This is a genomic window from Klebsiella sp. K5-306 (genome assembly GCF_051835185.1).
Taxonomy (GTDB): domain Bacteria; phylum Pseudomonadota; class Gammaproteobacteria; order Enterobacterales; family Enterobacteriaceae; genus Klebsiella; species Klebsiella oxytoca.
Map to the genome: position 1 here is coordinate 61,784 of NZ_JAIFJY010000011.1, position 26,785 is coordinate 88,568.

General features: G+C 60.0%; 24 protein-coding genes. 20 read left to right on the top strand and 4 right to left on the bottom strand.

From position 1 onward, the window contains the following. Positions 1–41 precede the first annotated feature (41 nt). A complete protein-coding gene (gene mrcB, locus K2184_RS17440) occupies positions 42–2,594 on the bottom strand; it encodes a bifunctional glycosyl transferase/transpeptidase (protein ID WP_004107974.1) in 2,553 nt (850 codons plus the stop codon). 572 nt (positions 2,595–3,166) lie between these two features. Here mrcB and pulS point away from each other — a divergent pair. Next, positions 3,167–3,544 carry a GspS family T2SS pilot lipoprotein variant PulS gene (gene pulS / locus K2184_RS17445; RefSeq protein WP_004107976.1) on the top strand — a complete coding sequence of 126 codons (378 nt, stop codon included), beginning with the start codon at positions 3,167–3,169 and terminating at the stop codon, positions 3,542–3,544. 29 nt (positions 3,545–3,573) lie between these two features. Here the strand turns inward: pulS and gspB are convergent, their stop codons facing one another. Both gspB and pulA read right to left on the bottom strand, forming a co-directional pair. Continuing rightward, positions 3,574–4,098: a type II secretion system assembly factor GspB gene (gspB, locus tag K2184_RS17450; RefSeq protein ID WP_163524525.1), complete on the bottom strand. Its 525-nt coding sequence runs from the start codon at positions 4,096–4,098 to the stop codon at positions 3,574–3,576. Between the two features lie 71 nt (positions 4,099–4,169). Next, positions 4,170–7,442, bottom strand: coding sequence for a pullulanase-type alpha-1,6-glucosidase (pulA, locus tag K2184_RS17455; RefSeq protein ID WP_163524527.1), 3,273 nt, complete (start codon positions 7,440–7,442; stop codon positions 4,170–4,172). A gap of 353 nt (positions 7,443–7,795) precedes the next feature. Here pulA and gspC point away from each other — a divergent pair, with 353 nt between their 5' ends. From gspC to K2184_RS17520, 13 genes are read left to right on the top strand one after another with little or no spacing between them, the layout of a single operon-like run. Continuing rightward, the gene (gene gspC, locus K2184_RS17460) at positions 7,796–8,635 is read left to right on the top strand and encodes a type II secretion system protein GspC (protein ID WP_016808878.1); all 840 of its coding nucleotides are present in this window, start codon (positions 7,796–7,798) and stop codon (positions 8,633–8,635) included. Then, complete coding sequence (pulD, locus tag K2184_RS17465; RefSeq protein WP_163524530.1) at positions 8,636–10,618, top strand: GspD family T2SS secretin variant PulD; 1,983 nt, start codon at positions 8,636–8,638, stop codon at positions 10,616–10,618. Beyond that, entirely contained in the window at positions 10,615–12,108 is a 1,494-nt protein-coding gene (gene gspE, locus K2184_RS17470) for a type II secretion system ATPase GspE (protein WP_023320344.1), read from the top strand. The genes pulD and gspE overlap by 4 nt, the downstream gene beginning before the upstream one ends. A gap of 1 nt (position 12,109) precedes the next feature. Further along, entirely contained in the window at positions 12,110–13,312 is a 1,203-nt protein-coding gene (gene gspF, locus K2184_RS17475) for a type II secretion system inner membrane protein GspF (protein ID WP_163524532.1), read from the top strand. A gap of 20 nt (positions 13,313–13,332) precedes the next feature. Further along, on the top strand, positions 13,333–13,755 hold the full coding sequence (gene gspG, locus K2184_RS17480) for a type II secretion system major pseudopilin GspG (RefSeq protein WP_004110681.1): 423 nt from the start codon (positions 13,333–13,335) through the stop codon (positions 13,753–13,755). After that, positions 13,755–14,267, top strand: a complete 513-nt coding sequence (gspH, locus tag K2184_RS17485; RefSeq protein ID WP_163524535.1) for a type II secretion system minor pseudopilin GspH — start codon at positions 13,755–13,757, stop codon at positions 14,265–14,267. The genes gspG and gspH overlap by 1 nt, the downstream gene beginning before the upstream one ends. Further along, positions 14,264–14,629 (top strand): type II secretion system minor pseudopilin GspI, encoded by a 366-nt coding sequence (gspI, locus tag K2184_RS17490; RefSeq protein WP_023329260.1) that lies wholly within the window; start codon positions 14,264–14,266, stop codon positions 14,627–14,629. Before gspH ends, gspI begins: the two co-directional genes overlap by 4 nt. After that, positions 14,626–15,222, top strand: a complete 597-nt coding sequence (gspJ, locus tag K2184_RS17495) for a type II secretion system minor pseudopilin GspJ (protein WP_126488473.1) — start codon at positions 14,626–14,628, stop codon at positions 15,220–15,222. The genes gspI and gspJ overlap by 4 nt, the downstream gene beginning before the upstream one ends. Continuing rightward, positions 15,219–16,199: a type II secretion system minor pseudopilin GspK gene (gene gspK / locus K2184_RS17500; RefSeq protein ID WP_163524537.1), complete on the top strand. Its 981-nt coding sequence runs from the start codon at positions 15,219–15,221 to the stop codon at positions 16,197–16,199. The genes gspJ and gspK overlap by 4 nt, the downstream gene beginning before the upstream one ends. Continuing rightward, the gene (gene gspL / locus K2184_RS17505; RefSeq protein ID WP_064370765.1) at positions 16,192–17,388 is read left to right on the top strand and encodes a type II secretion system protein GspL; all 1,197 of its coding nucleotides are present in this window, start codon (positions 16,192–16,194) and stop codon (positions 17,386–17,388) included. Before gspK ends, gspL begins: the two co-directional genes overlap by 8 nt. Further along, positions 17,381–17,866 (top strand): type II secretion system protein GspM, encoded by a 486-nt coding sequence (gene gspM / locus K2184_RS17510; protein ID WP_016808874.1) that lies wholly within the window; start codon positions 17,381–17,383, stop codon positions 17,864–17,866. Before gspL ends, gspM begins: the two co-directional genes overlap by 8 nt. Then, positions 17,856–18,614 carry a type II secretion system protein N gene (locus tag K2184_RS17515; protein ID WP_163524540.1) on the top strand — a complete coding sequence of 253 codons (759 nt, stop codon included), beginning with the start codon at positions 17,856–17,858 and terminating at the stop codon, positions 18,612–18,614. The genes gspM and K2184_RS17515 overlap by 11 nt, the downstream gene beginning before the upstream one ends. Positions 18,615–18,616: 2 nt before the next feature. After that, positions 18,617–19,414 (top strand): prepilin peptidase, encoded by a 798-nt coding sequence (locus K2184_RS17520; RefSeq protein WP_047720367.1) that lies wholly within the window; start codon positions 18,617–18,619, stop codon positions 19,412–19,414. Between the two features lie 96 nt (positions 19,415–19,510). Here K2184_RS17520 and hrpB read toward each other — a convergent pair whose 3' ends face one another. Further along, positions 19,511–21,940: an ATP-dependent helicase HrpB gene (gene hrpB, locus K2184_RS17525; RefSeq protein ID WP_163524543.1), complete on the bottom strand. Its 2,430-nt coding sequence runs from the start codon at positions 21,938–21,940 to the stop codon at positions 19,511–19,513. A gap of 72 nt (positions 21,941–22,012) precedes the next feature. On the opposite strand from hrpB, the gene thpR reads away from it, so the two are divergent. The 6 genes from thpR to folK all read left to right on the top strand — a co-directional run bounded on the left by thpR (position 22,013) and on the right by folK (position 26,752). Next, complete coding sequence (thpR, locus tag K2184_RS17530) at positions 22,013–22,549, top strand: RNA 2',3'-cyclic phosphodiesterase (protein ID WP_004108002.1); 537 nt, start codon at positions 22,013–22,015, stop codon at positions 22,547–22,549. Continuing rightward, the gene (sfsA, locus tag K2184_RS17535; protein ID WP_004110646.1) at positions 22,549–23,265 is read left to right on the top strand and encodes a DNA/RNA nuclease SfsA; all 717 of its coding nucleotides are present in this window, start codon (positions 22,549–22,551) and stop codon (positions 23,263–23,265) included. Before thpR ends, sfsA begins: the two co-directional genes overlap by 1 nt. Before the next feature lie 164 nt (positions 23,266–23,429). After that, the gene (gene dksA / locus K2184_RS17540; RefSeq protein WP_004098689.1) at positions 23,430–23,885 is read left to right on the top strand and encodes an RNA polymerase-binding protein DksA; all 456 of its coding nucleotides are present in this window, start codon (positions 23,430–23,432) and stop codon (positions 23,883–23,885) included. Positions 23,886–23,945: 60 nt separating this feature from the next. Beyond that, positions 23,946–24,827, top strand: a complete 882-nt coding sequence (gluQRS, locus tag K2184_RS17545; RefSeq protein WP_004108006.1) for a tRNA glutamyl-Q(34) synthetase GluQRS — start codon at positions 23,946–23,948, stop codon at positions 24,825–24,827. A gap of 51 nt (positions 24,828–24,878) precedes the next feature. Next, positions 24,879–26,276, top strand: coding sequence for a polynucleotide adenylyltransferase PcnB (gene pcnB, locus K2184_RS17550; RefSeq protein ID WP_071530249.1), 1,398 nt, complete (start codon positions 24,879–24,881; stop codon positions 26,274–26,276). After that, positions 26,273–26,752 carry a 2-amino-4-hydroxy-6-hydroxymethyldihydropteridine diphosphokinase gene (gene folK, locus K2184_RS17555; RefSeq protein ID WP_163524545.1) on the top strand — a complete coding sequence of 160 codons (480 nt, stop codon included), beginning with the start codon at positions 26,273–26,275 and terminating at the stop codon, positions 26,750–26,752. The genes pcnB and folK overlap by 4 nt, the downstream gene beginning before the upstream one ends. Positions 26,753–26,785: the final 33 nt, after the last annotated feature.

Below are 26,785 nucleotides of genomic sequence, written 5' to 3' on the forward strand. Positions count from 1 at the left end.
CTCAACCAACAAGGCGCCGGCTTTCAGGATGCAACGACGAGTTAATTACCGCCGAACATATCTTTAATCCAGCCCGCTACGCCATCGCTCTTCTCCTGCTTCGGCGGTTGCTGCTGATTTTGCTGCTGTTGCGGCTGTTGCCCGGACTGATTGAACGGATTATTCGCCTGCTGCTGCTGGAGCTGCTGCTGTTGAATCAGTTCGCCCTGGCGGCAAAGCGCGTCCGGCGAGGTCGTCCATACCGGAAGCGAACGCATGCCGCCGCTGCAGACAAAGTTACCGCTGCTATCGACGCCCATATCCACCACATCTTCCGGCGGAGTCAGGACCAGCGGAGTCGGCGTCTGGTTAGCCAGATAGCGCTGGTAAATCGACATTGCGCCGCTGGCGCCGTACAGCTTAGTCGGCTGGTTATTATCGCGTCCCACCCAGGTAATGGTCACCTGACCGCCGTCAATACCGGCAAACCAGGTATCAACGTTGTTGTTGGTGGTCCCGGTTTTACCCGCCAGATGCAGGCCCGGATACTTCGCGCCCAGCTGACGACCGGTACCGCGCTGCACCACCTGCTGCATAGTCCAGAGCGTCATATAAGCCGCCTGCGCCGGTACCGCCCGTTCCGCCTGCGGATAGCTTTGATAGAGTACGGTACCATCTTCAGCGATCACCGAACGCAGCGCTGACAGCGGCGCGCGGTTGCCACCGCTGGCAATGGTCTGGAACGCCTGCGCCACTTCAATCGGCGTCAGGTTCAGCGCCCCCAGCAGCATAGAAGGAACCGCATTCAGCTGATTCCTGGGCGCGCCCAGTTTAGTCCAGGTATCAACCACCGCCGGCAGGCCCAGCGCCATCCCGAGATTCACCGTCGGCACGTTCATTGAACGCGTCAGCGCGTCAACCAGCATCACCTTCCCGCTCTCGCTGTAGCGACGATCGTCGTTCTGCGGCGACCATGTCTGGCCGTTAGACAGACGAATCGAAATAGGCGCATCGGCGATCCAGGTATTGAGACGATACTGATTCGGCTGACTTAGCGCGGTCAGATAGGTCGCCGGTTTTGCCAGCGAGCCAATCGAACGGCGCGCCTGCATTGCGCGGTTATAGCCAGCAAACTGCGGCTCCGCCCCGCCGACCATCGCCCGTACTTCTCCGGTGAAGCGGTCGACAACCACCATCGCGGTTTCCAGATCCGGTAGCTTACGCTGTTTCTTCAGCGCCGGAATACCCTCTATCGCCGCTTTTTCCGCCGCATCCTGCGCCACGGAATCGAAGGTGGTAAAGATCTTCACGCCGGAGAGATCTTTGACTTTATCGCCCAGTTTCGCCTGCAGCTCCTGACGCACCATCTGCATAAACGCCGGCTGCGGAGAGATCACCCCACCGCGCGGCTGTACGCCCAGCGGACGCGCGCTGAGCATGTCATACAGCTCCTGATCGATAACCTGCTGCTGCTGCAGAAGACGCAGCACGAGGTTGCGTCGCTCCAGCGCCAGCTTCGGGTTACGCCACGGGTTGTAAACCGACGCGCCTTTTACCATCCCCACCAGCAGCGCCTGCTGATCGAGGCTGAGCTCTTCCACCGGACGACCAAAGTAATAGAGGCTCGCCAGCGGGAAGCCGCGGATCTCGTTATCGCCGCTCTGACCGAGGTACACCTCGTTCATGTACAGCTCAAGGATACGATCCTTGCTGTAGCGGGCATCGACGATCAGCGCCATATAGGCTTCGTTAATCTTGCGCCAGTACGAACGTTCGCTGGAGAGGAACAGGTTCTTCACCAGCTGCTGGGTCAGCGTACTCGCCCCCTGCACCGTACGACCGGCGGTCAGGTTAGCCAGCACCGCACGGCCAATGGAGTAAAGGCTGATGCCGTCGTGTTCGTAAAAATGGCGGTCTTCCGTCGCCAGCAGAGTATCCACCAGCAGATCCGGGAAGCCGTTGCGCTTCACAAACAGACGCTGTTCGCCGTTAGCCGATTGCAGCATGGTGATCAGGCGCGGATCGAGACGGAAGAAACCGAACTGGCGGTTATTATCCATGTTCTCGATGGTGTCGAGACGATCGCCATTAAAGGTCAGACGCGCGCGCACCTGGCCTTCTTTACTGTCCGGGAAATCGAACGGACGGCGGATCATCTCGATACTGTTGGCCTGTACCGTATATTCCCCCGGACGCGTCATCGCGCTCACCTGGCGATACTGCGTCGCGTTGAGCAGGCGCACCATTTCGTTTTTGCTGATCTGCATATCCGGCTCAAGGTTGACCATCCGGCCATAAACCGCCGCGGGCAGATCCCAGACTTTCCCGTCAATGCGGCTGCGGATTTTCTGGTCAAGGTAGACGCCATAGGCGGCAATCAATACCGCACAGACGACCCCAATTTTAATCAGCAGCCACAGCCAGGTGCGTTTACGACGAGGGGGTTTACCGCCTTTGCCTTTTCCTTTCCTCGGCATCGGTTTTTCATCCTCATAGTCATCATCGTAATCGTCGTCGTAGTCCTCTTCCCGAACCCGACGGCGAGTTACCTTTTGTTTTGCCGGGCGCGAGGGTCTCCCCTTACGTCCGATCGGCTCGCGGTCATCTCCCGCCATGCTTTTTCTCCGCAACTTACAGGCGTAAAGGCCTGATTCTCAATGTTTCCCCGGATGGGGGAAAGAAGAAATCTCTCAAATTGCCGCCCGAAGGTGTTGTTTTTCAGGCAACCATTTATGGACTGCGCGACGCATTATCATGTCGCTCGCATGATTTTCACTTTAAAAATTCACCATACAAATCACATTGTTACACGCTTCATCGACAGAATTATTCGGGACACGGAACGGATTGTCCAGGGAATACAGGATAGCACTAAACCGCGACATTCTTAACCAGCATTTTACATCCTCGCCGGACAACCTCAGGGAAATTGTGATGTTTTTTAACAACATAAAAATGTGCGCCCGTAACCTTCTGCTGGCCGCAGAAACAAACCGAAGCAGTAAGGCCGGAAAATATTATTTCCGCCGGAAAACAGAAACGACCCAGATGAAAGAAAATGAGAGTTAAAAGAGCGCAATGATAAAAACGCGAGCCACTTAACATTTATAATTTGGCAGATTTTCTGATGACTGCCGAAAAATATTTGTTAAACTGTCAGCCAATTAATTTTTCTGCTTAATAGATTATGCGCAACTTTATTATATTTCCGCTTATGGCGGTTGCCCTGCTCTCAGGCTGTCAGCAAAATCGTCAGACAACCCTGAGTCCTGCGGTTAGCGGTGAGGCTCAGCTTGAGCAGCTTGCCTCCGTCGCCGCCGGGGCGCGCTATCTGAAGAATAAATGCAACCGCAGCGATCTGCCTGCCGATGACGCAATTAACCGTGCGGCAATAAACGTCGGTAAAAAACGCGGATGGGCAAATATTGATGATAATCTGCTGAGCCAGCGCAGCGCGCAGCTATATCAACAGCTCCAGCAGGATAGTACCCCGGAAGCCACAAAATGCAGCCAGTTTAATCGCCAGCTGGCGCCATTTATTGATAGCCTGCGCGGCAATAAATAGCGATTATTTTAATTCCGCTCGCGCTATTTTTATTCTCCCTGCGGACTCTCCTCAATCGTCCCGCCCGGCCAGTCATCCAGCGCCGCGAGGGTAAACGTTTTACCGTTGAAGCTAAAGACGGTGAGATCCTGCTGGATCTGCTCGATAACCAGATTCGCCAGCGGCGAGTCGCCCTCCTTCCAGGATTGTCCGTTTAATACAATGCTGCGTTTCTCCGCCAGGGTGGCGTAGACGTGCGCGCTGTAGCGCAGAGGCGGCAGATGATCTTCATCGATCGGCGCCTCCGCAAGGGCCTGCGTTTCTGGCCCGGCTTTAACCGGCTTGACGGCAGTTTCGACCGCCGGTTGATTCAGCGGCACTAACGCCGCATGGGCTACCGGCTGCGTTATCGGCTGCGGGACGGGTTTATTCCGCCACTGCTCGCCGCCAAACCAGCCGAGCGCAATCAGCAGCGCGGCATACAGCGGTACGGTCACGCAGGGAATTTGCACCATTTTCCCGCCCCCCGCCGGGGGACTGGACGGCGGGTACGGTTCTTGCTCACGAACAAGCACGGATTTCTCCTTAATCAGGACACGCCATCCCGGCCCGCGGTTTGTACGCCGCGGGCCGGGAGGTTAAGGTCTTACTTGCTGCTGACCGGCAGCCCCGCACCCTGAGCATCGCCCTGCGGCATTTCCAGCACCGCCACCGACCATGCCGGCAGGGTGACCGCGCCGTCTGCGGCAATCTGCACGCCGTGAGCCAGCGAATTTTCGCCCGCCGCCTGCTGGATCGCGCTCAGCTGCAGCGTCTCACCGGCAAACTCATTCAGCGTACGGCTTTCCGGCGCAGCGTTGATCGCCACCACCAGGCCGTCAAGACGGCTATCCAGACTGGCGCCCGCTTTCACCCCGTCATCCACGGTCATAATCAGCAGACCGGCCTGCTGGTCTGAACCGGTATTACGGAAATCAACGCGCTTCATCACCGCGCTGCCCTCACCTAAGGTGAACAGCGGCGAGGATTTACGCAGCTCGGTCAGCTCCTGGTAGAAGGCGGTCATCTGCTTCAGCTCCGCTTCGCCCGGAGCGGCAACCATATCTTTGACGCGCGAAATCACGTCATAGTTACTGCCGTCATCGCTGATGCGCGGCATACCAACGTTGTAGTTATTGTCCTGCAGGGAATAATCCACACGGTTAAACCAGTCGCCGGAGTCGTAGGAGTCGCGGGTAAAGGATTTCGAGCGCAGCATTTCAGAACCCTGCTGGTCGAAAGCGATCCCCTGCCCGAGCATCACCGTCGCCAGCGAAACAGCCTGCATGCGAACGCGGGTCGCCAGGTCGGCTTCCTGGGACGCTTTATAGCTGATCATATCCCACAGCGTCTGGTTGTCGTGCTTCGAAACATAGTTGACGACTTCCGTCGGATCTGCGGCATAGCCGCCAGGCGCGCCGTTATAGTCAATTTCGCTGCCTTTCTTCACCGCGCCGTCTTTGTCGATCATCACAAAGTCAGCAAGGTTACCGGCCATCCCAAGACGGGTCAGATCGGCCAGATGACGGACCTGATCATCGTTCAGGCTGGTGAGCTCGTTTGGTAATACGCCAGCGCCGCTGCCAACGCCCTGGTTTTGACGCAGCGCATCGCCGGAATCAAACGGGCCGCCGCCGCGCACGGAGTCGCGCAGACGATCGGAGAACGTCCCGATACCGGTGCCTTTCAGATTGATCTGCGAGGCGATTTCAAAGCGGTCGCTCTGGTTTGAATCCCAGCCTTCACCAAAGAAGTAGATATCCGGATTCAGGGCTTTAATGCGCTCCCACGCCGAGAGAATTTGCGCTTTCGGGTGATAGCCCATCAGATCGAAGCGGAAACCATCGATTTTATAATCCTTGGTCCATACCGCCAGCGAGTCGGCAATCAGCCTGGCGAACATCCGATGCTCCGGCGCAGAGTCGGAACAGCAGGTGGCGGATTCAACGCTGCCGGTGGTTTCATTCAGACGCTGATAGTACCAGGGCACTATCTTATCCAGCACCGACGTGCGGTCGGTCGGACCCGCGGCATTGGTGTGGTTATATACCACGTCCATGATCACGTTCATCCCCAGATCCTGCTTGATCGCCTGAATCATGGTACGGAACTCTTTGATGCGCGTCGTGCCTTCCGGATCGGTCGCGTAGGATCCTTCCGGAACCGTGTAGTGGAACGGATCGTAGCCCCAGTTATAGGAGTCGGTCTGCGCCACCAGCGTATTCAGCGCCTGTACCTGCGGATTATCCTGGCTATCGCTCTGCCTGAGCTGGTTCAGCACCTCCTCCACGGTGGAGCCGCTGTCGCAGTATCCGGCGAACTCGCTGCTTTTCACCGCGCTGTTCACTTCGCACAGGCGGCTGAACGGCTGCTGAATATCGGCGACTTTGTCACTGAACTCGTTCACCGTCGCCAGATCGAAGACCGGCAGCAGCTCGATGTGCGTGACGCCTGAGGCGGAGAGCTTCTTCAGATGCTGTACCATATTGCTGTCGTCGGCGGTCAGCGCGAGATATTTACCGCGCAGTTCGGCCGGAACGGTCTGGTCCCAGGCGGAGAGATCGCGAATATGCGATTCATGGATCGTCATCTTCGCTAAATCCGCTTTTGTCTTCTGGGCATGCGGCATCGTCAGGCTATCCCAGCCGTCAGGCTTCAGGGCGCTGTCGTTGAGATCGACCACCTGGCTGTACTCCGAGTTGGTCGACAGGCTATGCGCATACGGGTCGGTGACTTCATACTGTTCAACCTTGCGCGACTGCGGGTGATAAACCGTCATCGCATAGCGGTAGAACGCGCCTTTCAGATCGCTGCCCCCCTGCCACGACCACGCGCCGGAAGCGCTGTCGCGGGTCATCGGATGGCTGCCAATCACTTTTTTGTCCGCGCTGTAGACCACCACATCCACCTGCTGAGCAGTCGGCGCCCAGACGCGGAAGGTGACGCCGCCGTCGGTCAACTGCGCGCCGTAGCTCAGCGCTTCCGCCGCTTCGGCATAGGTGTCATCCAGGACGCCCGCCGTCTGCACCTGGGTGGCGGAAATCAGGATCCCGTCCTCTGCGGCGGCAATGGCGACCGTTTCGCCCTGCAGCAGCTCGTCAACGTTCGCATTGTCCGGCAGTTTAAAAGCCGCATAGCTGGAAAGATGCGGGAAACGCATGCTGACCTGCTGATTGACCGTAGTCGGCGTCAGTTTCAGGTAACGGTCGGTAAATTTGCCTTCGCCATCCGCCGCCACTTTACTGCTGTGGCTGTAGTAAAGGCGCACAATGGGCTTGTCCTGTCCGCCCGGCCACAGCAGCGTATTTTTATCGACCCAGTGGGCTTCGGCCAGCGCGACGCCAAAAGCGGCGCGGAAAGCGTCAGCGCGGGAGTCATAGACCGCGCTGTTACCGGCGATCACCGATACCGTGCGATCGGTGAAGTCGCCAAACGCCACCCGCAGATCGCTATCGATCAGTTTATTGGTGCCGTCGCGAACGATGACGTTGATACAACCGCTCTCTTTGTTGAGCGGAATCACCCAGTACGGGCCATATTTATCGCTGCCACTCGGGGTGGTGCTGACGTCATTCCAGTCCGCTACCGGCGCGCTGAGCGCATCGCAGGTTTCGTTATTCCACAGATAGAGGTTTTTGCTGCTGTAGTCCGCCGCGTTGTTGCTGGTGATGCCGGCAATATCCACCAGGTGGATGACCGCCTGGTTTTCTGCCGCCGTGGCCGCTTCGCCGGGTACGGCAACGTCAGGTAAACGTACAACCACATCCTGATTACCAGGAGTGTCGGGATTTCCAGAGGAAGAAGAAGAGGATCCGTTATCGCAGCCGCTAAGTAAAACCAGCGATCCCAGAACCAGGGCATTACGGGTATATCTGAGCATTCGATAGTCCCTATACATGCTGATTAAATTATATGAAGTGATATATACACGAAACTATTCCTGGCGCATTTAAGCACCATAAAAAAATAACGAGCATATCTTTAAAGCGTCGATAATTAGATATTCTTGCTCTCTCCGGTTCAATCATCCGTTCGCTCATTGTGTGGGGGCGTAGGCGGCCGGAGGAGAAAAAATAAAAAGGGAATGACGACCGCAATAGCCAAACTCTTTATCATTCGCAGCGACCTACGCAGATTCCCGCAATAAGCACGCTCACCATAAAAAAAATCCCCACCAATATCGGTAGGGCGGTACCTTTTACTGAGGGAAATACAATGAGCAAAGGAATAAAAATGCCTAATTCCGTGATGAGATTAACAATATCAAATAAAAAAATAATTAATTACGTGCCTCATATTGTGACGTTCATCATATTATTTTTTATCTGCCAGCAGCTCGCCCAATTAACCTGGAAAATAATTCTCCCGGTAAACTTTACGGATAACGCATTAAACTCTGCCGATACGACGGTGCCCGCCGCGCCCTCCCCGGAAACGGCGCTGCCGCGCTTTACGCTATTTGGCGTGGCGGAGAAAACGCCCTCCTCCGCAAACGGCGACAACCTCGAGCAGGCGCCCGTTTCGGCGCTCAAACTGCGCGTAACCGGCCTGCTCGCCAGTACCGATCCCTCTCGCGCCATTGCTATCATGATGCAGGGGAATCAACAGGTTAGCCTCGGGATTGGCGATAATACGCCGGGCGGAGAGGCGAAAATTGTCGCCATTTTCCCCGACCGCCTGATTGTTAATTACCGCGGCACAAATGAGGCTATCCCGCTGTTTAACGACCCGCCCGCCGCCGGCAAAAATAGCGCCGCGCCGCCAGCCGGCCAATTGGCGCAGGAGCTCCGCGCGCAGCCGCAAAATATTCTTCATTACCTCAATATTTCGCCGGTCATGGTCAACGACAAGCTCAGCGGATATCGCCTGAATGCGGGAAAAAAACCGGCGTTATTTCGCCAGGCGGGTCTCAAGGAAAACGATCTGGCGATTGCCCTGAACGGCCTGGATCTCCGCGATAAAGAACAGTCTCGCCAGGCATTAGCTCAGCTACCGGAATTAACCGAAATAACCCTTACCGTTGAACGCGACGGCCAGAAACAAGATATTTCTCTAGATCTGAGGGATGAATAATTGATCATCACCAACGTTACCCGCCCATTTTTCCTGACGCTGCTGATATTCGCCGCGCTGATATTCAAACCGGCCGCGGCGGAAGAGTTTTCCGCCAGCTTTAAGGGCACCGATATTCAGGAATTTATCAATACGGTCAGTAAAAACCTGAATAAAACGGTCATTATCGATCCCAGCGTACGCGGCACCATTACCGTACGTAGCTACGATATGCTCAACGAAGAGCAATATTATCAATTTTTCCTCAGCGTCCTCGATGTCTATGGCTTCGCGGTGATTAATATGAATAACGGCGTCCTGAAAGTCGTTCGTTCGAAGGATGCGAAAACCGCCGCGGTGCCGGTGGCGAGCGATGCCGCACCGGGTACTGGCGATGAGGTCGTCACCCGCGTCGTGCCGCTGACTAACGTCGCCGCCCGCGATCTGGCGCCGCTGCTGCGCCAGCTTAACGATAACGCCGGCGCGGGCAGCGTGGTGCACTATGAACCCTCCAACGTCCTGCTGATGACCGGCCGCGCGGCGGTGATCAAGCGTCTGTTGACCATCGTCGAACGCGTCGATAACGCCGGAGACCGCAGCGTGGTGACAGTTCCCCTCTCATGGGCCTCCGCCGCCGATGTGGTCAAGCTGGTGACTGAACTCAACAAAGATACCAGCAAATCGGCCCTGCCCGGCTCGATGGTCGCCAACGTGGTGGCCGACGAGCGCACCAACGCGGTGCTGGTCAGCGGCGAGCCCAACTCGCGCCAGCGGATCGTCGCCATGATTAAGCAGCTCGACCGCCAACAGGCGACGCAGGGCAACACCAAAGTGATCTATCTGAAATACGCCAAAGCCGCCGACCTGGTCGAAGTGCTGACCGGCATCAGCAGCACGATGCAGAGCGAAAAGCAGGCCGCGAAGCCGGTGGCGGCGCTGGATAAAAATATTATTATCAAAGCGCACGGACAGACCAACGCCCTGATTGTCACCGCCGCCCCTGACGTGATGAACGATCTTGAACGGGTAATCGATCAGTTGGATATCCGCCGTCCACAGGTGCTGGTGGAGGCGATCATCGCCGAAGTGCAGGACGCTGACGGTCTTAACCTCGGCATCCAGTGGGCCAATAAAAACGCCGGGATGACCCAGTTCACCAACAGCGGTCTGCCAATATCTACGGCCATCGCCGGGGCCAACCAGTACAACAAAGACGGCACCGTCAGCAGCTCCCTGGCCAGCGCCCTTAGCTCCTTCAACGGCATTGCCGCCGGCTTCTACCAGGGCAACTGGGCAATGCTGCTCACCGCACTCTCAAGTAGCACCAAGAACGATATTCTCGCCACGCCGAGCATTGTCACCCTCGACAACATGGAGGCCACCTTTAACGTCGGCCAGGAAGTCCCGGTGCTGACCGGCTCGCAAACCACCTCCGGCGATAACATCTTCAATACCGTCGAGCGTAAGACCGTCGGCATCAAGCTGAAGGTAAAGCCGCAAATTAACGAAGGCGATTCGGTCCTGCTGGAGATCGAACAGGAGGTATCGAGCGTGGCGGATGCCGCCTCCAGCACCAGTTCGGATCTCGGCGCGACCTTCAATACCCGTACGGTGAATAACGCCGTGCTGGTCGGCAGCGGCGAAACGGTGGTCGTCGGCGGCCTGCTGGATAAAAGCGTCTCCGACACCGCCGATAAAGTCCCTCTGCTCGGCGATATCCCGGTAATTGGCGCGCTGTTCCGCTCCACCAGCAAAAAGGTCTCCAAGCGCAACCTGATGCTGTTCATTCGTCCAACGGTGATCCGCGACCGAGACGAGTACCGTCAGGCTTCATCCGGGCAGTATGCCGCGTTTAACGACGCCCAGAGCAAACAGCGCGGCAAAGAGAACAACGACGCGATGCTGAGTAACGATCTGCTGGAGATCTACCCGCGCCAGGATACCGCCGCGTTCCGCCAGGTCAGCGCCGCCATCGACGCGTTCAATCTGGGAGGCACTCTATGATGCCCGCCGCTGAACGACGTCCGCTGCTCCCCTTCAGCTACGCCCGCGCTCACAACGTGATGCTCCTGAGCAACGGCGCAAGCTGCGAGGTTTTCTGCCTTGCCGCCACCGCGCCGCAGGCGCTGCTGGAAGCTCGCCGGGTGGCCGGGATGCCGTTCAGCCTGGAACGACTGGAAGCAGAGGCGTTCGAAAAGCTGCTGGTGCTGAGCTATCAGCGCGACTCCGCCGAGGCGCGGCGCATGATGGCGGATATCGGCAACGAGCTGGATCTGTACACCCTTGCCGAAGAGCTGCCGGACACCGACGATCTTCTGGATAGCGAAGACGACGCGCCGATTATCCGCCTGATTAACGCCATGCTCACCGAGGCTATCAAAGAGAAAGCGTCGGATATTCATATCGAAACCTATGAACGCCACCTGCAAATTCGCTTTCGCGTCGACGGCGTACTGCGCGAAATCCTGCGCCCCCAGCGCCGCCTCGCCGCGCTGCTGATCTCGCGCATTAAGGTGATGGCGAGCCTTGATATCGCCGAAAAACGCATTCCTCAGGATGGGCGCATGGCGCTGCGTATTGGCGGACGCGCCGTCGATGTCCGCGTCTCCACCCTGCCGTCGAGCTACGGCGAACGCGTGGTGCTGCGTCTGCTCGATAAAAACAGCGTTAATCTCGATCTGCTGACCCTCGGGATGCCGCCCGCGCTGCTTCAGCAGGTAGATGGACTGATCGCTCGCCCGCACGGCATCGTGCTGGTGACCGGGCCGACCGGCTCGGGAAAAAGCACCACCCTCTACGCCGCGCTAAGCCGCCTCGATGCCCGCGAGCGCAACATCATGACCATTGAAGATCCTATCGAATATGAGCTGGAGGGCATCGGTCAGACTCAGGTTAACGCGAAAGTCGATATGACCTTTGCCCGCGGGCTGCGCGCCATTTTGCGCCAGGACCCTGACGTGGTGCTGGTGGGCGAAATCCGCGACGGCGAAACGGCGCAAATCGCCGTTCAGGCCTCGCTAACCGGCCATCTGGTGCTCTCAACGCTGCATACCAATAGCGCGCTGGGCGCCATCTCGCGCCTGCAGGATATGGGCGTCGAGCCTTTTCTGCTCTCCACCTCGCTGCTGGCGGTGATGTCGCAGCGGCTGGTGCGCCGGCTCTGCCCGCACTGTCGCCAGCAGGAGCCGGCCAATGCCGATACCGCCCGCCAGATGGAGATCGCCCCCGGCACGGCGCTCTGGCAGCCCCGGGGCTGCGCCGAGTGCGGCTTTACCGGCTATCGCGGACGTACCGGCATTCACGAACTATTGCTGGTGGACGATCGCGTGCGCATGGCTATCCACCGCGGCGAAAACGAGGTGACGCTGATCCAACAGCTGGGAACGGACTATGTCACCCTACGCCATGCCGGGCGGGAAAAGGCGCTGGCGGGGATCACCAGCTGGCAAGAGGTCCTGCGGGTCACCGAACAGCAGATCGCGGAGGCCTCCTGACATGGCGCTTTTTCGCTATCAGGCTGTTGATGAAAAGGGTAAAACCCGGCGCGGCATCCAGCAGGCGGATTCCGCCCGCCACGCGCGCCAGCTGCTGCGGGATAAGAACTGGCTGGCCCTGGATATTGCCCCGGCTGCCGGCGGCGGGCAACCGCGCTTTATCCGCCGGACTAACGCCCGCGATCTCGCCCTCGTCACCCGCCAGCTGGCGACGCTGGTCGCCGCCGCCATCCCGCTGGAAAAAGCGCTCGACGCGGTGGCCCAGCAGGGTGAGAAACCGCAGCTGAAAACCCTGATTGCCGGCGTGCGCGGCAAAGTGCTGGAAGGCCATGCGCTGGCGGAAGCGATGCGCGGCTACCCTGGCTGCTTCGACGCGCTCTACTGCGCGATGGTCGCCGCCGGAGAAGCTTCCGGCCATCTTGATAGCGTACTGAACCGGCTGGCGGACTACACCGAACAGCGCCAGGAGCTGCGCGCCCGGCTGCTGCAGGGGATGATTTACCCCATCGTGCTAACCCTGGTGGCGGTCAGCGTGATCGTCATTCTGCTGTCGACGGTGGTGCCGAAGGTTGTCGAGCAGTTTATCCACCTTAAGCAGGCGCTGCCGTTTTCTACCCGTCTGCTGATGGCGATGAGCGATATGCTGCGCGCCGCCGGTCCGTGGCTGCTGCTCGCCGCCATGCTCATGGCTCTGCTGCTGCGCTACCTGCTGCGGCAGCCGGCAAAGCGGCTGGCCTGGCACAGACTGCTGCTGCGCCTGCCGTTGATTGGCCGGGTCGCGCGCAGCGTTAACAGCGCCCGCTACGCCCGTACTCTGAGCATTCTCAACGCCAGCGCCGTTCCGCTGCTGCTGGCGATGCGCATCAGCGCGGAAGTATTAAGCAACGCCTGGGCTAAGCGCCAGCTCGAAGCCGCCAGCGACGCGGTACGCGAAGGCGTCAGCCTGCATCGCGCGCTCGAAATGACCCAGCTTTTCCCGCCGATGATGCGCTATATGGTCGCCAGCGGCGAACAGAGCGGCGAGCTCAACGACATGCTGGCGCGCGCGGCAGATAACCAGGACCGGGATCTGAGCGCGCAAATTCAGCTGGCCCTCAGCCTGTTTGAACCCCTGCTGGTAGTGGCGATGGCCGGCATGGTGCTGTTTATCGTCCTCGCCATTCTGCAACCGATACTGCAACTCAATACCCTGATGAGTATGTAATTGTTCTAATGGAGAAAAATATGCAACGACAGCGCGGCTTCACCTTACTGGAAATCATGGTGGTGATTGTTATCCTCGGCGTACTCGCCAGCCTCGTGGTGCCCAATCTGATGGGCAACAAAGAAAAGGCCGATCGGCAAAAAGTGGTCAGCGATCTTGTGGCGCTCGAAGGGGCGCTGGACATGTACAAACTGGACAACAGCCGCTATCCCACTACCGAGCAGGGGCTGCAGGCGCTGGTCAGCGCGCCATCGGCCGAGCCGCACGCGCGCAACTATCCCGAAGGCGGCTATATTCGCCGTCTGCCGCAGGATCCCTGGGGCAACGATTACCAGCTGCTAAGCCCCGGCCAGCATGGACAGGTCGATATTTTCAGCCTCGGGCCGGACGGCGTGCCGGAGAGCAATGACGATATCGGCAACTGGACGATTGGGAAAAAATAGTGCGACAGCGCGGCTTTACGTTGCTGGAGATGATGCTCATTTTGCTGCTGATGGGGGTCAGCGCAGGCATGGTGCTGCTGGCCTTCCCCGCCTCGCGCGATGATAGCGCGGCGCAGACCCTGGCGCGCTTTGAGGCGCAGCTGCGCTTTGTCCAGCAGCGAGGTCTACAAACCGGTCAGTTTTTTGGCGTCTCGGTGCATCCCGATAGATGGCAGTTTCTGGTCCTGCAAGCCCGCGAAAGCCATGAGCCCCCCTCTGTCGGCAACGACTGGAACGGCTATCGTTGGCTGCCGCTAAGTGCCGGACGCGTCGCCACTTCGGGTAACGTCATCGGGGACAAGCTACGCCTCGCTTTTCCGCAGGGCGAGGCCTGGACGCCGGGCGACAACCCCGATGTGCTGATCTTTCCCGGCGGGGAGATGACCCCCTTTCGGCTGACCGTCGGCGAAGCCACGGGTATCGCGTTTAATGCGCGCGGCGAAAGCCAGCCTCAACCGCAGGAGGCGCCATGAAAAAGCAGGCCGGCATGACGCTAATAGAAGTGATGGTCGCGCTGGTGGTCTTCGCCCTTGCCGGGCTGGCGGTGGTGCAGGCCACGCTCCAGCAAACCCGCCAGCTGGGGCGAATGGAGGAGAAAATTCTGGCCGGCTGGCTGGCGGATAATCAGCTGGTGCAGCTACGGCTGGAAAATCACTGGCCCGCGCTGAGCTGGTCGGAAACCACGGTGCAGACGGCGGGCGTCAGCTGGCACATTCGCTGGCAGGGCGTGGAAACCGACCTCCCGCAGCTGCGGGCGCTGGACGTCGAGGTCCGCCATGCCAAAAGCGAAAAGATGCCCGTCTCTTCGCTGCGCACCTACGTGACGCCGCCATGATCCAGCGAGCTCGCGGATTTACCCTCGTTGAAATGCTGCTGGCGTTGACCATCCTCGCCGCGCTCAGCGTCGCTGCGGTCACGGTGCTGCAAAATGTGATGCGCGCCGATACGCTCACCCGCGATAAAGGCGAGCGCATCCAGATGCTGCAGCAAACGTTCAGCCAGATGGCGGCGGACTTTAGCCAAATCATTCCCCGCCGCAGCCGCGACAGCGCGAGCCTGTTTTTTGCCGGACGCTTTCAGCTCGGCAGCGACGACTGGGCGATCGCTTTTAGCCGCAACGGTTGGCCCAACCCTCTGGGGCTTCTGCCGCGTTCGGAAATTCAGAACGTCAGCTACCGCCTGCGCGGCAGCCACCTGGAGCGCCTGAGCTACGACCAGCAGGACCCGCTGCCCGGTAGTCTGCCCACGGTGACCGTTATGCAGCGCAACGTGCAGGCGTTTCGTCTGCGCTTTTACGCCAGCGGCCGCTGGCTGGATGAATGGCAGCAGCCGCAGAGGCTGCCCCAGGGGCTGGAGGTCACCCTGACGCTGGAGCCATACGGCGAGATCCGAAGGCTGTTTCTGCTTACGCCGGGAGGCAGCCAATGAATACCCGCCAGCGCGGCGTCGCCCTGCTTATGGTGCTGCTGATCCTCGCTCTGATGATGGTGCTGGCGAGCGCCATGACCGATCGCAGCGTGCGGATGTATCAGCAAACCGCGACGACCCTCGATAACCTGCAGGCCAAATGGTACGCGCTGGGGGCGGAAACCCTGACGGCGGCGTTGCTACAACGCGACGCGCTCGACTCGCCGAACCAAACCCATCTGGCGCAGAACTGGGCCCAGCAGGGGCGACGTTTTACGCTCAATGACGGCGAGATCTACGCCACGATTACCGACGCTCAGGCCTGCTTCAACCTCAACGCCATTAACCAGCTCAGCGGCGACGAAAGCGTTGAAATCCCTTATCCCGCACAGGTTTTTACCCGACTGCTGGAGAACCTCGGCAGCGAGCCGCTGCGCGCCTTACAGCTGACCGCCGCCCTGCGCGACTGGGTGGACAGCGATCGCCAGCCGCTGCTGAACGGCGCGGAAGATGAAGTCTATATGGCGCAATCCCCCGGCTATCTGAGCGGCAATCAGCCGCTGCAGGATGTCAGCGAACTGCGCCTGCTGGCCGGGATGGACGCGACGCTCTATCAGCGTCTGCTGCCCTACGTCTGCGCGCCTCCGGACGATGCGCTGCAGGTGAACGTCAATACCCTGCAGCCCGCTCAGGCCGCGCTACTGTCGGCGCTCTTCCCGGCTGAACTCACCCTTGCCGAAGCCCGGCAGCTGCTGCAGGCGCGCGCGGCCACTGGCTGGAGCAGCGTCGCCGCTTTCCTGTCGCAGCCGATACTACAAAAAACCGATACCGCCGCCGCGCGTCCGTGGCTGACGGTGCGCAGCGAGCGTTTTATCGCCACCTTCAGCGTAGTGATGGGCAGCGCCCGCTATCAGCAACGTAGCCTCCTGCAAAAGCAGGGGCGAACCTTCGGCGTCGTCCAGCGGCGCTATGGAATCTATTGGGTAGCCGATGAATAACCACCATACATCTTCCGCCACCGTGCTGATTATTCGCCTCAATCCCGATGCCACGACGGCGATATGGCGGCTGGCCGCGCCGGGCGACGAGGCGCAGAGCGGAGAATGGCATCCTGACGCTGGCGATCCGACGCTCAGCCTGCTGGCGCAGCGTTATCCGGCCTGGGTGCTGGTGCCCGCCAGCGACTGCGCGTTTCATCGCGTTACTCTGCCCGCCGGCGTGCGCCGAAATGCGCAGCAGGCCCTGGCGTTTTTACTCGAAGAACAGCTGGCAACAGAGGTCGAGGAGAGCCATTTTGCCCTGCTCCACCGGGATAAAAGCGATTGTGCCGTGGCGGTGGTCGGGCGGGAGAAGATGCGCGCCTGGCAGGCCTGGTGCGAACAACTCGGACTCAACGTGCTGGCACTGACGCCGGATGCCCTAACCCTGCCGCACAACCCAACCGGCTGGAGCGCCGTACGCTGCGGCGAGCAGTGGCTGTTTCGCCACGATTCGGAGAGCGGTATGGCGGTGGAAACCTCATGGCTCGGCGAACTGCTGGTTCACTGGCCTGACCTCGCGCCCATCGCCAGCTACTCGCCGCCGCCGGAGATTGCCGTGCCGTGGCAGCCTCTGCCGACGCAGGATTTGCTGGAGCTGGCGGCGAGCAACCCGCAGGCGCGTAAAATCTGCTTATGCCAGGGCGATTTTGCCCCTGAACGCCGCCGGGCGCCGACGCCCCGACGCTGGCGCCCGGCTCTCGCCGCTGCGCTGGCGCTACTGCTGCTGTGGAGCGGGAATCGCCTCCACGACCATCTCGCGCTGGCGCGCCAGGCCGACGCCGCGGTACAGGCCAGCCGTGACTTTTACCGCCAGTGGTTCAAAAGCGAAAAAAACCTCGTCAATCCACGTCTGCAAATGCAGCAGCATCTGCGTCGGCTGGCAAGCGCAAGCGCCCGGCCGGTGATCATCTCGCGGCTCGGCGCTCTGCAGCAAATCATTGCTGAAACGCCGGGCATTCGCCTGCGAACCCTGAGCTATGATGCCGGGCGCAACGCGCTGCAGCTGGAGATATCCGCCGTCTCATCGCAGGCTCTGGAGCAGTTCAGCCAGCGGGCGCGGGCCGGCTTCCGCGTGCAGAGCGGGGAAATGAAACCGCACGCCGACGGTATTGAAGGGCGTCTGACGCTGGAGGATAACGATGCATAACCTGATGACCTTATGGCAACAGCGTACGCGCCGCGAACGGCATCTGCTGCTGGGCATGGGCGTGATGCTGATTATCGGCCTGGTCTATTACGCTTTATGGCAGCCCTGGCAAAGTCGCGAGACGCAGTGGCGGCAAACGCTGACCCGGGAGCAGGCCAGTCTGCAGTGGATGCGCCAGCAGACTCCCCTTCTGCAGCAGCTTCGCCAGCAGAAATCGCCTGCCGCGCCGCAAGAGCCATCAACGGTGATTATGCGCGAAGCCGCCCGCCACGGGATCGCCATCGTTCGCCTGCAGCCGCAGGGAGCTCGCCTGGGCCTTAGCGTGCAGCCCGCCGATTTTCAGGCGCTGATGGCATGGCTCGACGCGCTGGGGCAGGCGGGGATGACCACCGTTACGCTGACGGTGGCCGCCGTGGCGCAGCAGCCCGGCCGGGTCACCGTCACTACGCTGGTGCTGGAGCGCAGCGATGAAAAATAGACTCACTATCGGCCTGCTGCTGGCGGCGGTCTATCTCTTCTGGCTGCTGCTTAGCGCGCCGGCGAGACTGCTGGCCCTGGCGCTGCCGGAAGGCGCGCGGCTCGGCGAAACCACGGGCACCCTGTGGCAAGGAGAAGCCCGTCAGGCCAGCTGGCGCGGTTTTGACATCGCCCATTTACGCTGGGAGTTTGGCTTTTCGTCGTGGCTTCCCGGCTGGCATATCGCGTTTAGCGCCCCCTCCGGCCTGCGCGGCCAGGCCTGGCTGCACGGCCTGAACGAGTTTGTGGTGCTCGAGGGCCGACTCGTGATTCCGGCCCGGACGATCGGCCAGCGGCTGGCGCTCGGGATACCGCTGGAAGCTCGTGGCCAGGTGATGCTGACGCTACCGGAAGCCCGTTTTAACGCTGGCGGCTGCCGACAGATAAGCGCGGGCGCCGTGCAGTGGCAGGATGCGGCGCTCACCTCCCCCGCCGGTTCGCTCGAACTGGCCCAGGTTAGCGGCAAACTAAGCTGCACCCCGGCGGGCGCGCTGGCTATCGCCCTGACCCAGGATTCCCATCAGCTTAGCCTCACCGGACAGGGCGTTCTGACGCCCGACGGGCGCTATACGTTTAACGGCATGCTGCAAACCCGTCAGGCGGCTCCGGCGCTGCTGACGCTGCTGGTTGCGCAAACCGGCCGTAAAGATAAGCAGGGGCGCACGCCGTGGCAGTGGCAGGGACAGTGGCTATCCGAGGAGAAAAAATAGCCGTGGAAAACATCGCATTGTTACCCGAGTTCGCCGCGCAATTCCCGTTAATCTGGAGCGGTTTTTTATTCTTGTCCGGACTGGCGTTCGGCAGCTTTTTTAACGTCGTTATCCATCGTTTACCGCTGATGATGGAGTACGCAGGGGGAGTGAATCTCTGCTTCCCCGCATCGTTCTGTCCGCAGTGCCGTCAGCCCATCGCCTGGCGGGACAATATCCCGCTGCTGAGCTTTTTATGGCTCAAGGGGCGTTCGCGCTGCTGCGGGCGACCGATTTCACGTCGCTATCCGCTGATGGAGCTGGCGACCGGCGCGCTGTTTATGCTGGTCGGGTACCTGATCCCTGCGGGCATGACGCTGCTGGGCGGGTTAATTTTATTGTCGCTGCTGCTAATCCTCGCCGCCATCGACGCGCAAACGCAGCTGCTGCCTGACAGGCTGACTCTGCCGCTGCTGTGGGCCGGGCTGCTGTTCAATCTTACCGATCTCTTCGCGCCGCTGGCGGAGGCGGTCGTTGGCGCGATGGCCGGGTATCTATCGCTGTGGTCAGTGTACTGGGTGTTCCGTCTGCTGACCGGTAAAGAGGCGCTGGGCTACGGTGATTTCAAGCTGCTGGCGGCGCTCGGCGCGTGGCTCGGCTGGCAGGCGCTGCCGCATACGCTGCTGCTGGCTTCCGCCAGCGGCCTGATCTGGACGCTGCTGCAGCGCCTGGTAACCCGTCGTTCGCTCGAACAGCCTCTGGCCTTCGGCCCCTGGCTGGCGCTGGCTGGCGGCGGCATCTTTTTGTGGGGCCAGGTATAAAATATCCCCTGCTCGCGCTGCGCTTAGCAGGGCTACGGGCGGTGCTGGTCGGGTAGCCGGGTAAGGCGTTTACGCCGCAACCCGGGAACTCTCCGGCTACGAATACTTTTTGGTGCGGCGGGTCGGGGCGGTATTGGCCGGATCGTCGGGCCAGACGTGCTTCGGATAGCGCCCTTTCATCTCTTTTTGTACCTCGCGGTAGCTCCCCTGCCAGAACGCGCCTAAATCACGGGTGATCTGCAGCGGGCGCTGCGCCGGCGAAAGCAGCTCCAGCACCAGCGGCACCCGCCCCTGGGCGATAGTCGGAGTGGTCGCCTCGCCAAACATCTCCTGCATTCGCACCGCCAGCGCCGGCGGGTTTTCATCGTGATAGCGAATCGCAATGCGGCTACCGGTCGGCACCGTATAATGCGTGGGCAGCTCGCTGTCCAGCTTCTGGCGCAGCGGCCACGGCAGCCAGTTTTGCAGCGCCTGACGCACGTCCAGCGCCTTCAGAGCCCGCAGCGAATGGACGCCCGCCATCTGCGGCAGCAGCCACTGTTCAAGCGAGGCCAGCAGCGACGCCTCATCAACGGCCGGCCACGCCTCCTCCGGCAGCCACTGCGCCGCGCAGTGCAGCCGCAGACGCAGCTGCTCCGCCTCCGGCGTCCAGTTGAGCACGTTCAGTCCCTTCTCGCGGATTCCGTTAAGCATCGCCTGATGCAGCTCCTCTTCCGCCGGCTTCGCCAGCGGCTGGGTCTTGATGACCAGGCGTCCGATACAGGTGCGCCGCCAGGCCTTCAGCGTGCCTGGCGCCTCATCCCACTCGACGATATCGGAACGCCGGACCAGCGTCGGACACTGCTCAATCAGCGCGTGAATATCGACCGGCAGCGCCAGCAGGATCCGCACATCTGGCGATGCGCTCCCCTGCAGCAGCAGCGGCGCAATCAGCCATTCGTGGCGGCTCAGGGCATCATCGGCGTCAAGCATCGCCCCCATCCCGTTAGCCAGCTGGTAGCGCCCCTCCTGACCGCGACGATGGGCGATACGGTCGGCAAAAGCGGAGGCCAGCAGCGCCGCGATGCTGTCGGCGTCGGGCTGACCGCCGCGAACCGCCAGCCTTTTCATCAGCTGCTGCGCCCGCTGCTGCCAGTTGCCCTGCTGACGGGCAAACGCCGCGCTGAGATCGCTATTGCCGCCGCGCGGCGGCTCTTCAAGGATCGCCGCCAGCTTAGCCGCCGTGGCGGCGCCATCGGCATCCTCCGCGGCCGTCAGCATTGCCGCCAGACGCGGATCGTTACCTAACGCCGCCATTTTGCGCCCGTGCGCCGACAGCCGGTCACCTTCCAGCGCAGAAAGGTCAGTGAGCAGACGCCGGGCCGCCGCCAGGTTGGTCGCAGGCGGCAGATCCAGCCAGCTGAGCTGGGCCGGGTCCTGACATCCCCACTGCAATAGCTCCAGCAGCAGCGACGACAAATCGCTTTGCAGGATTTCCGGGTCGCCCTGCGCCGCCGCGCGCTCGGCCTGCTCCTTTGCCAGCAGATGCAGGCAGATACCCGGCTCCAGACGCCCGGCTCGACCGGCGCGCTGGGTCATTGAGGCCTGGCTGATGCGCTGCGTCACCAGGCGAGTGAGCCCGGTCCGGGCGTCAAAGCGCGCGACTCGCTCCTGAGCGCTATCCACCACCAGCCGAATCCCCTCGATGGTCAGACTGGTTTCGGCGATGTTGGTTGCCAGCACCACTTTGCGCATCCCGGCTGGCGCAGGCAGTATCGCCTTACGCTGCTCGCTCAGCGGCAACGCGCCGTACAGCGGGCACAGCACAACATCGCTCGCCACCCGCTCCGCCAGCCGCTCCTGCACGCGCTGAATTTCTCCTACCCCGGGCAGAAACAGCAGCATTGAGCCATTCTCGCTACGCAGCAGCTCTGCGGCGGCTATCGCCACCGCCTCGTCAAAACGCTGATGAGTCGGCAACGGCAAAAAACGCCGTTCAACCGGAAACGCGCGCCCTTCGGAAACGATCACCGGCGCCTCCGGCAGCAGCTTCTGCAGGCGTTCATTGTCCAGCGTCGCCGACATAATCAGCAGCTTAAGATCGTCGCGCAGTCCCTGCTGGACGTCGAGCAACAGCGCCAGCGCCAGATCCGCCTGCAGGCTGCGTTCGTGGAATTCATCAAGGATCGCCAGCCCCACGCCGCTCAGCTCAGGATCGCGCTGGATCATCCGCGTTAAAATACCTTCGGTCACCACTTCGAGACGCGTGTTCGGCCCGACGCAGCTCTCCGCGCGCATGCGATAGCCCACCGTCTCGCCGGGCTTTTCTCCCAGCAGTTCCGCCAGCCGCTGCGCCACGTTACGCGCGGCCAGCCGCCGCGGCTCCAGCAGGATTATGCGTCCGTTGATTTTACCTTCGGCGAGAATTTGCAGCGGCAGCCAGGTGGATTTCCCGGCGCCGGTTGGCGCGTTAAGCAAAACCTGCGGCGCATGCTGCAGGGCAGAGAGAAGTTCAGGGAGGACGGCGGCAACCGGCAATGAGGACACGAAGCGCTCCGGGGGTTAACATGTGAGGGCAAGCATTGTAGCATCCCGATAATTCATTACCGAGTCTCTATCATGTCCGAGCCGAAAAGGCTGTTTTTCGCCATTGAACTTCCTGGAGAAGTTCAGCAGCAGATCGTTCACTGGCGCGCCGCCAGCTTTCCCGAGGATGCGGGTCGACCGGTGGCGGCGGCTAACCTCCATCTGACGCTGGCCTTTCTTGGCGAAGTGAGCGCGGACAAGCAGCGGGCGCTGTCTGCAATGGCCGGACGGATCCGCCAGCCGGGCTTTACCCTGACGCTTGACGATGCCGGGCAGTGGCTACGTTCGCGGGTGGTGTGGCTGGGTACTCGTCAGCCGCCGCGCGGGGTTTTGCAATTAGCGAATATGCTGCGCGCCCAGGCCGCCCGCAGCGGCTGCTATCAAAGCCCGCAGCCGTTTCATCCGCACATCACCCTGCTGCGCGACGCGCGCCACGCGGTGCCTATTCCGCCGCCCGGATTTAGCTGGGCGTTTGCGGTCAACGAATTTGTTCTCTACCAATCCAGCTTTAGCCGCGGACGCACCCGCTATCAGGCGCTGGAACGTTACCCTTTCGACAAGGAAAGCTGATGCTGTTCACTCCTCCCCTGCAGTCCGCCATCCTGATTAAACGTTACAAACGGTTTCTCGCCGACGTCATGACCCCGGATGGACGCGAGCTGACCCTGCACTGCCCCAATACCGGCGCCATGACCGGCTGCGCCGCGCCGGGCGACACCGTCTGGTATTCCACCTCAGATAATCCTAAACGCAAATATGCTCACACATGGGAATTAACTGAAACCGTCGAAGGCGCGACAATTTGTGTTAATACTCTACGTGCTAATACGTTGGCGAAAGAGGCGATTCTGGCAGGTAAAATTCCCGAGCTTGTAGGCTACAACACGCTGAAAAGCGAAGTGAAGTATGGTGATGAAAGCAGCCGTATTGATATTCTGTTACAAGCAGATGGCCGACAAAACTGCTATATTGAAGTGAAATCGGTTACGTTGGCGGAAAAGGAATACGGTTATTTCCCCGATGCGGTCACCGAGCGCGGCCAGAAGCACCTGCGGGAGCTGATGAGCGTGGCGGCGGCGGGCGATCGGGCGGTGATACTGTTCGCGGTGCTTCATTCCGCGATCGACCGTTTCTCTCCCGCGCATCATATTGATGCCAGATACGCACAGCTATTGATTGAGGCGCAAAACAAGGGGGTGGAAATTCTCGCGTACAAGGCGGAACTTTCTACCGAGATGATGACTCTGAATAAGCCAATTACCGTGGTGTTAACCCCCGGTAAATAAACGGCTAAATAGTATTCGGGTCGCGAGCGCAAATACGCTTTTCCTCACAGGGTTGTCAAGTGTAACGTTTAGATAATTGCTATCCGGAAAAGCATCTGCTATTTATAGCGGCCTGATTTTTCCCCCAACACGGGGATCGATAGTGCGTGTTAAGGAGAAGCAACATGCAAGAAGGGCAAAACCGTAAAACATCGTCCCTGAGTATTCTCTCCATCGCTGGGGTGGAGCCGTACCAAGTGAAGCCGGGCGAAGAGTATATGAACGAAGCCCAGCTGGCGCACTTCAAGCGCATTCTTGAAGCGTGGCGTAATCAACTTAGGGATGAAGTGGATCGCACCGTAACGCATATGCAGGATGAAGCTGCTAACTTCCCGGACCCGGTAGACCGTGCCGCTCAGGAAGAAGAGTTCAGCCTGGAGCTGCGTAACCGCGACCGCGAACGTAAACTGATCAAAAAGATCGAGAAAACGCTGAAAAAAGTCGAAGACGAAGATTTCGGCTTCTGTGAATCTTGTGGCGTCGAGATTGGTATCCGTCGTCTGGAAGCGCGCCCGACCGCCGACCTGTGCATTGATTGCAAAACGCTGGCGGAAATTCGCGAAAAACAGATGGCAGGCTAATCACTTCGCTGATGCATCTCTGGCGGGAGCTTTCTCCCGCCCTGATGCTTTAGTCATATCATGAAAGATTCACACTATATCGGGCGCTTTGCCCCCTCACCCTCCGGTGAACTCCACTTTGGCTCATTAATTGCCGCGCTTGGCAGCTATCTGCAGGCTCGGGCGCAGAACGGTATCTGGCGCGTGCGCATTGAAGATATCGATCCGCCGCGTGAAGTCCCCGGCGCCGCTGAAACTATCCTTCGTCAATTAGACCACTACGGCCTGCACTGGGACGGAGAGGTACTCTGGCAGTCAAAACGTCACGAAGCCTATCGCGAGCGCCTGGCCTGGCTGCGCGAGCAGGGCCTCTGCTACTACTGCACCTGCACCCGCGCGCGTATCCACGGTATGGGCGGCATCTACGACGGCCACTGCCGGGATTTACGCCTCGGCGCGGAAAACGCCGCTCTGCGTCTGCGGCAAACTCGTCCAGTCCTTGAATTTTATGACCAGCTGCGCGGCACCATCGTTGCCGACGAGCCGCTGGCGCGCGAAGATTTTATTATCCATCGCCGCGATGGGCTGTTCGCCTATAATCTGGCGGTGGTGGTGGACGATCATTTTCAGGGCGTCAGCGAAATCGTCCGCGGCGCCGATCTTATCGAACCAACGGTACGGCAGATTTCTCTCTATCAGCATTTTGGCTGGCAGGCGCCGGATTATATCCATTTGCCGCTGGCCCTCAACGCGCAGGGCAATAAACTGTCGAAGCAAAACCACGCTCCGGCACTGTCTGAGGGCGACCCGCGGCCAGAAATTGTGCGGGCGCTAACGTTTCTTAATCAGGATGTCATTCAGGAATGGCAGACGCTGAGCATTGAGGATTTACTCAAGTACGCGATAGCGAACTGGCGGCCGGAGCAAATCCAGCATTCTCAAATGCGTTCCGCTGAGCTATGATTAGCCGCTATTTTTTTGTCCTGAAGTCCGTCTGACACTACGAGGTGTACCATTTTTACCCGAGTCGCTAATTTTTGCCGTAAGGTGCTAAGCCGTGAAGAGCGCGAGGCAGAAGCCGCCGTCGAACAACTACATATGACGGTTATCCCGCGTGAGCAGCATGCAATTTCCCGCAAAGATATCAGTGAAAATGCCCTCAAGGTCATGTACAGACTCAACAAGGCGGGCTACGAATCGTGGCTGGTCGGCGGCGGCGTACGCGACCTGCTGCTGGGCAAAAAACCCAAAGATTTTGACGTCACCACCAACGCGACCCCGGAACAGGTGCGTAAGCTGTTCCGCAACTGCCGTCTGGTCGGCCGTCGCTTCCGCCTGGCGCACGTGATGTTCGGGCCGGAAATTATCGAAGTCGCGACCTTCCGCGGCCATCATGAAGGCCACACCACCGATCGCGTCACCTCCCAGCGCGGCCAGAACGGCATGCTGCTGCGCGACAACATTTTCGGTTCGATTGAAGAAGACGCCCAGCGTCGCGACTTTACCATCAACAGCCTCTATTACAGCGTGGCGGATTTTACCGTCCGCGACTACGTCGGCGGCATGAAAGATCTGCAGGATGGCGTTATCCGCCTGATCGGCGATCCGGAGACCCGCTATCGTGAAGATCCGGTGCGGATGCTGCGCGCGGTGCGTTTTGCGGCGAAGCTCGGCATGAGCATCAGCGAAGAGACCGCCGAACCGATCCCACGCCTGGCGACGCTGCTGCACGATGTGCCGCCGGCGCGTCTGTTTGAAGAAGTCCTGAAGCTGCTGCAGGCCGGCGACGGATATCAAACCTATATCCTGCTGCGCGAATATAATCTGTTCCAGCCGCTGTTCCCGACCATTACCCGCTACTTCACCGAGCGCGGCGATAGTCCGATGGAGCGTATCATCAGCCAGGTGCTGAAGAATACCGATAACCGTATTCGCAACGACATGCGCGTTAATCCGGCGTTCCTGTTCGCGGTGATGTTCTGGTACCCGCTGCTGGAAACCGCGCAGAAAATCGCTCAGGAGAGCGGGCTGGCCTACTACGATGCCTTCGCGCTGGCGATGAACGACGTGCTGGACGAAGCCTGCCGTACGCTGGCGATCCCGAAACGCATCACCACTCTGGTGCGCGATATCTGGCAGCTTCAGCTGCGGATGTCCCGCCGTCAGGGCAAACGCGCGTGGAAGCTGATGGAGCATCCAAAATTCCGCGCCGCATACGATCTGCTGGAGCTGCGCGCCGGCGCCGAGAACAATGGCGAACTGCAGCGCCTGACCAAATGGTGGGGCGAGTTCCAGGTCGCTGCGCCGCCGGCTCAGAAAAATATGCTGGATGATTTGGGTGACGATCCGGCTCCACGTCGTCGCAACCGCCGTCCGCGTAAACGCGCGCCGCGTCGCGAAGGTAGCGCATGACGCTTGCTTATATCGCTATTGGCAGCAATCTGGCCTCTCCGCTGGAGCAGGTTAACGCTGCCGTCAACGCGCTGGCGGAGATTCCTGACAGCCGGGTGATAAGCGTTTCCTCTTTCTACCGTACACCGCCGCTGGGGCCGCAGGATCAGCCTGACTACCTCAACGCCGCCGTGGCGCTGGAGACCTCTCTCGCCCCAGAGGCGCTGCTCGACTACACTCAGCGCATCGAGCTGCAGCAGGGCCGTACCCGTAAAGCTGAACGCTGGGGCCCCCGCACGCTGGATCTCGATATCATGCTGTTCGGCGAGCAAGTGTTGAATACTCCGCGCCTGACCGTGCCGCACTACGATATGAAAAACCGCGGCTTTATGCTGTGGCCGCTGTTTGAAATTGCGCCTGAGCTACGTTTCCCCGACGGTTTGGCATTGCGCGATGTTCTGGCCACTCTCGGCGCAGAAAAACCCGCTCGCTGGTAATACCCCTTCATTTTTTAGCAATTACGGCGATCG

Excerpts from the sequence above, each read along its gene's own strand:
- mrcB (WP_004107974.1), bottom strand. The coding sequence starts at position 2,594 with ATGGCGGGAGATGACCGCGAGCCGATCGGACGTAAGGGGAGACCCTCG.
- pulS (WP_004107976.1), top strand. The coding sequence starts at position 3,167 with ATGCGCAACTTTATTATATTTCCGCTTATGGCGGTTGCCCTGCTCTCA.
- pulA (WP_163524527.1), bottom strand. The coding sequence starts at position 7,442 with ATGCTCAGATATACCCGTAATGCCCTGGTTCTGGGATCGCTGGTTTTA.
- gspC (WP_016808878.1), top strand. The coding sequence starts at position 7,796 with ATGCCTAATTCCGTGATGAGATTAACAATATCAAATAAAAAAATAATT.
- gspE (WP_023320344.1), top strand. The coding sequence starts at position 10,615 with ATGATGCCCGCCGCTGAACGACGTCCGCTGCTCCCCTTCAGCTACGCC.
- gspF (WP_163524532.1), top strand. The coding sequence starts at position 12,110 with ATGGCGCTTTTTCGCTATCAGGCTGTTGATGAAAAGGGTAAAACCCGG.
- gspG (WP_004110681.1), top strand. The coding sequence starts at position 13,333 with ATGCAACGACAGCGCGGCTTCACCTTACTGGAAATCATGGTGGTGATT.
- gspI (WP_023329260.1), top strand. The coding sequence starts at position 14,264 with ATGAAAAAGCAGGCCGGCATGACGCTAATAGAAGTGATGGTCGCGCTG.
- gspJ (WP_126488473.1), top strand. The coding sequence starts at position 14,626 with ATGATCCAGCGAGCTCGCGGATTTACCCTCGTTGAAATGCTGCTGGCG.
- gspK (WP_163524537.1), top strand. The coding sequence starts at position 15,219 with ATGAATACCCGCCAGCGCGGCGTCGCCCTGCTTATGGTGCTGCTGATC.
- gspL (WP_064370765.1), top strand. The coding sequence starts at position 16,192 with ATGAATAACCACCATACATCTTCCGCCACCGTGCTGATTATTCGCCTC.
- gspM (WP_016808874.1), top strand. The coding sequence starts at position 17,381 with ATGCATAACCTGATGACCTTATGGCAACAGCGTACGCGCCGCGAACGG.
- K2184_RS17515 (WP_163524540.1), top strand. The coding sequence starts at position 17,856 with ATGAAAAATAGACTCACTATCGGCCTGCTGCTGGCGGCGGTCTATCTC.
- thpR (WP_004108002.1), top strand. The coding sequence starts at position 22,013 with ATGTCCGAGCCGAAAAGGCTGTTTTTCGCCATTGAACTTCCTGGAGAA.
- sfsA (WP_004110646.1), top strand. The coding sequence starts at position 22,549 with ATGCTGTTCACTCCTCCCCTGCAGTCCGCCATCCTGATTAAACGTTAC.
- dksA (WP_004098689.1), top strand. The coding sequence starts at position 23,430 with ATGCAAGAAGGGCAAAACCGTAAAACATCGTCCCTGAGTATTCTCTCC.
- gluQRS (WP_004108006.1), top strand. The coding sequence starts at position 23,946 with ATGAAAGATTCACACTATATCGGGCGCTTTGCCCCCTCACCCTCCGGT.
- folK (WP_163524545.1), top strand. The coding sequence starts at position 26,273 with ATGACGCTTGCTTATATCGCTATTGGCAGCAATCTGGCCTCTCCGCTG.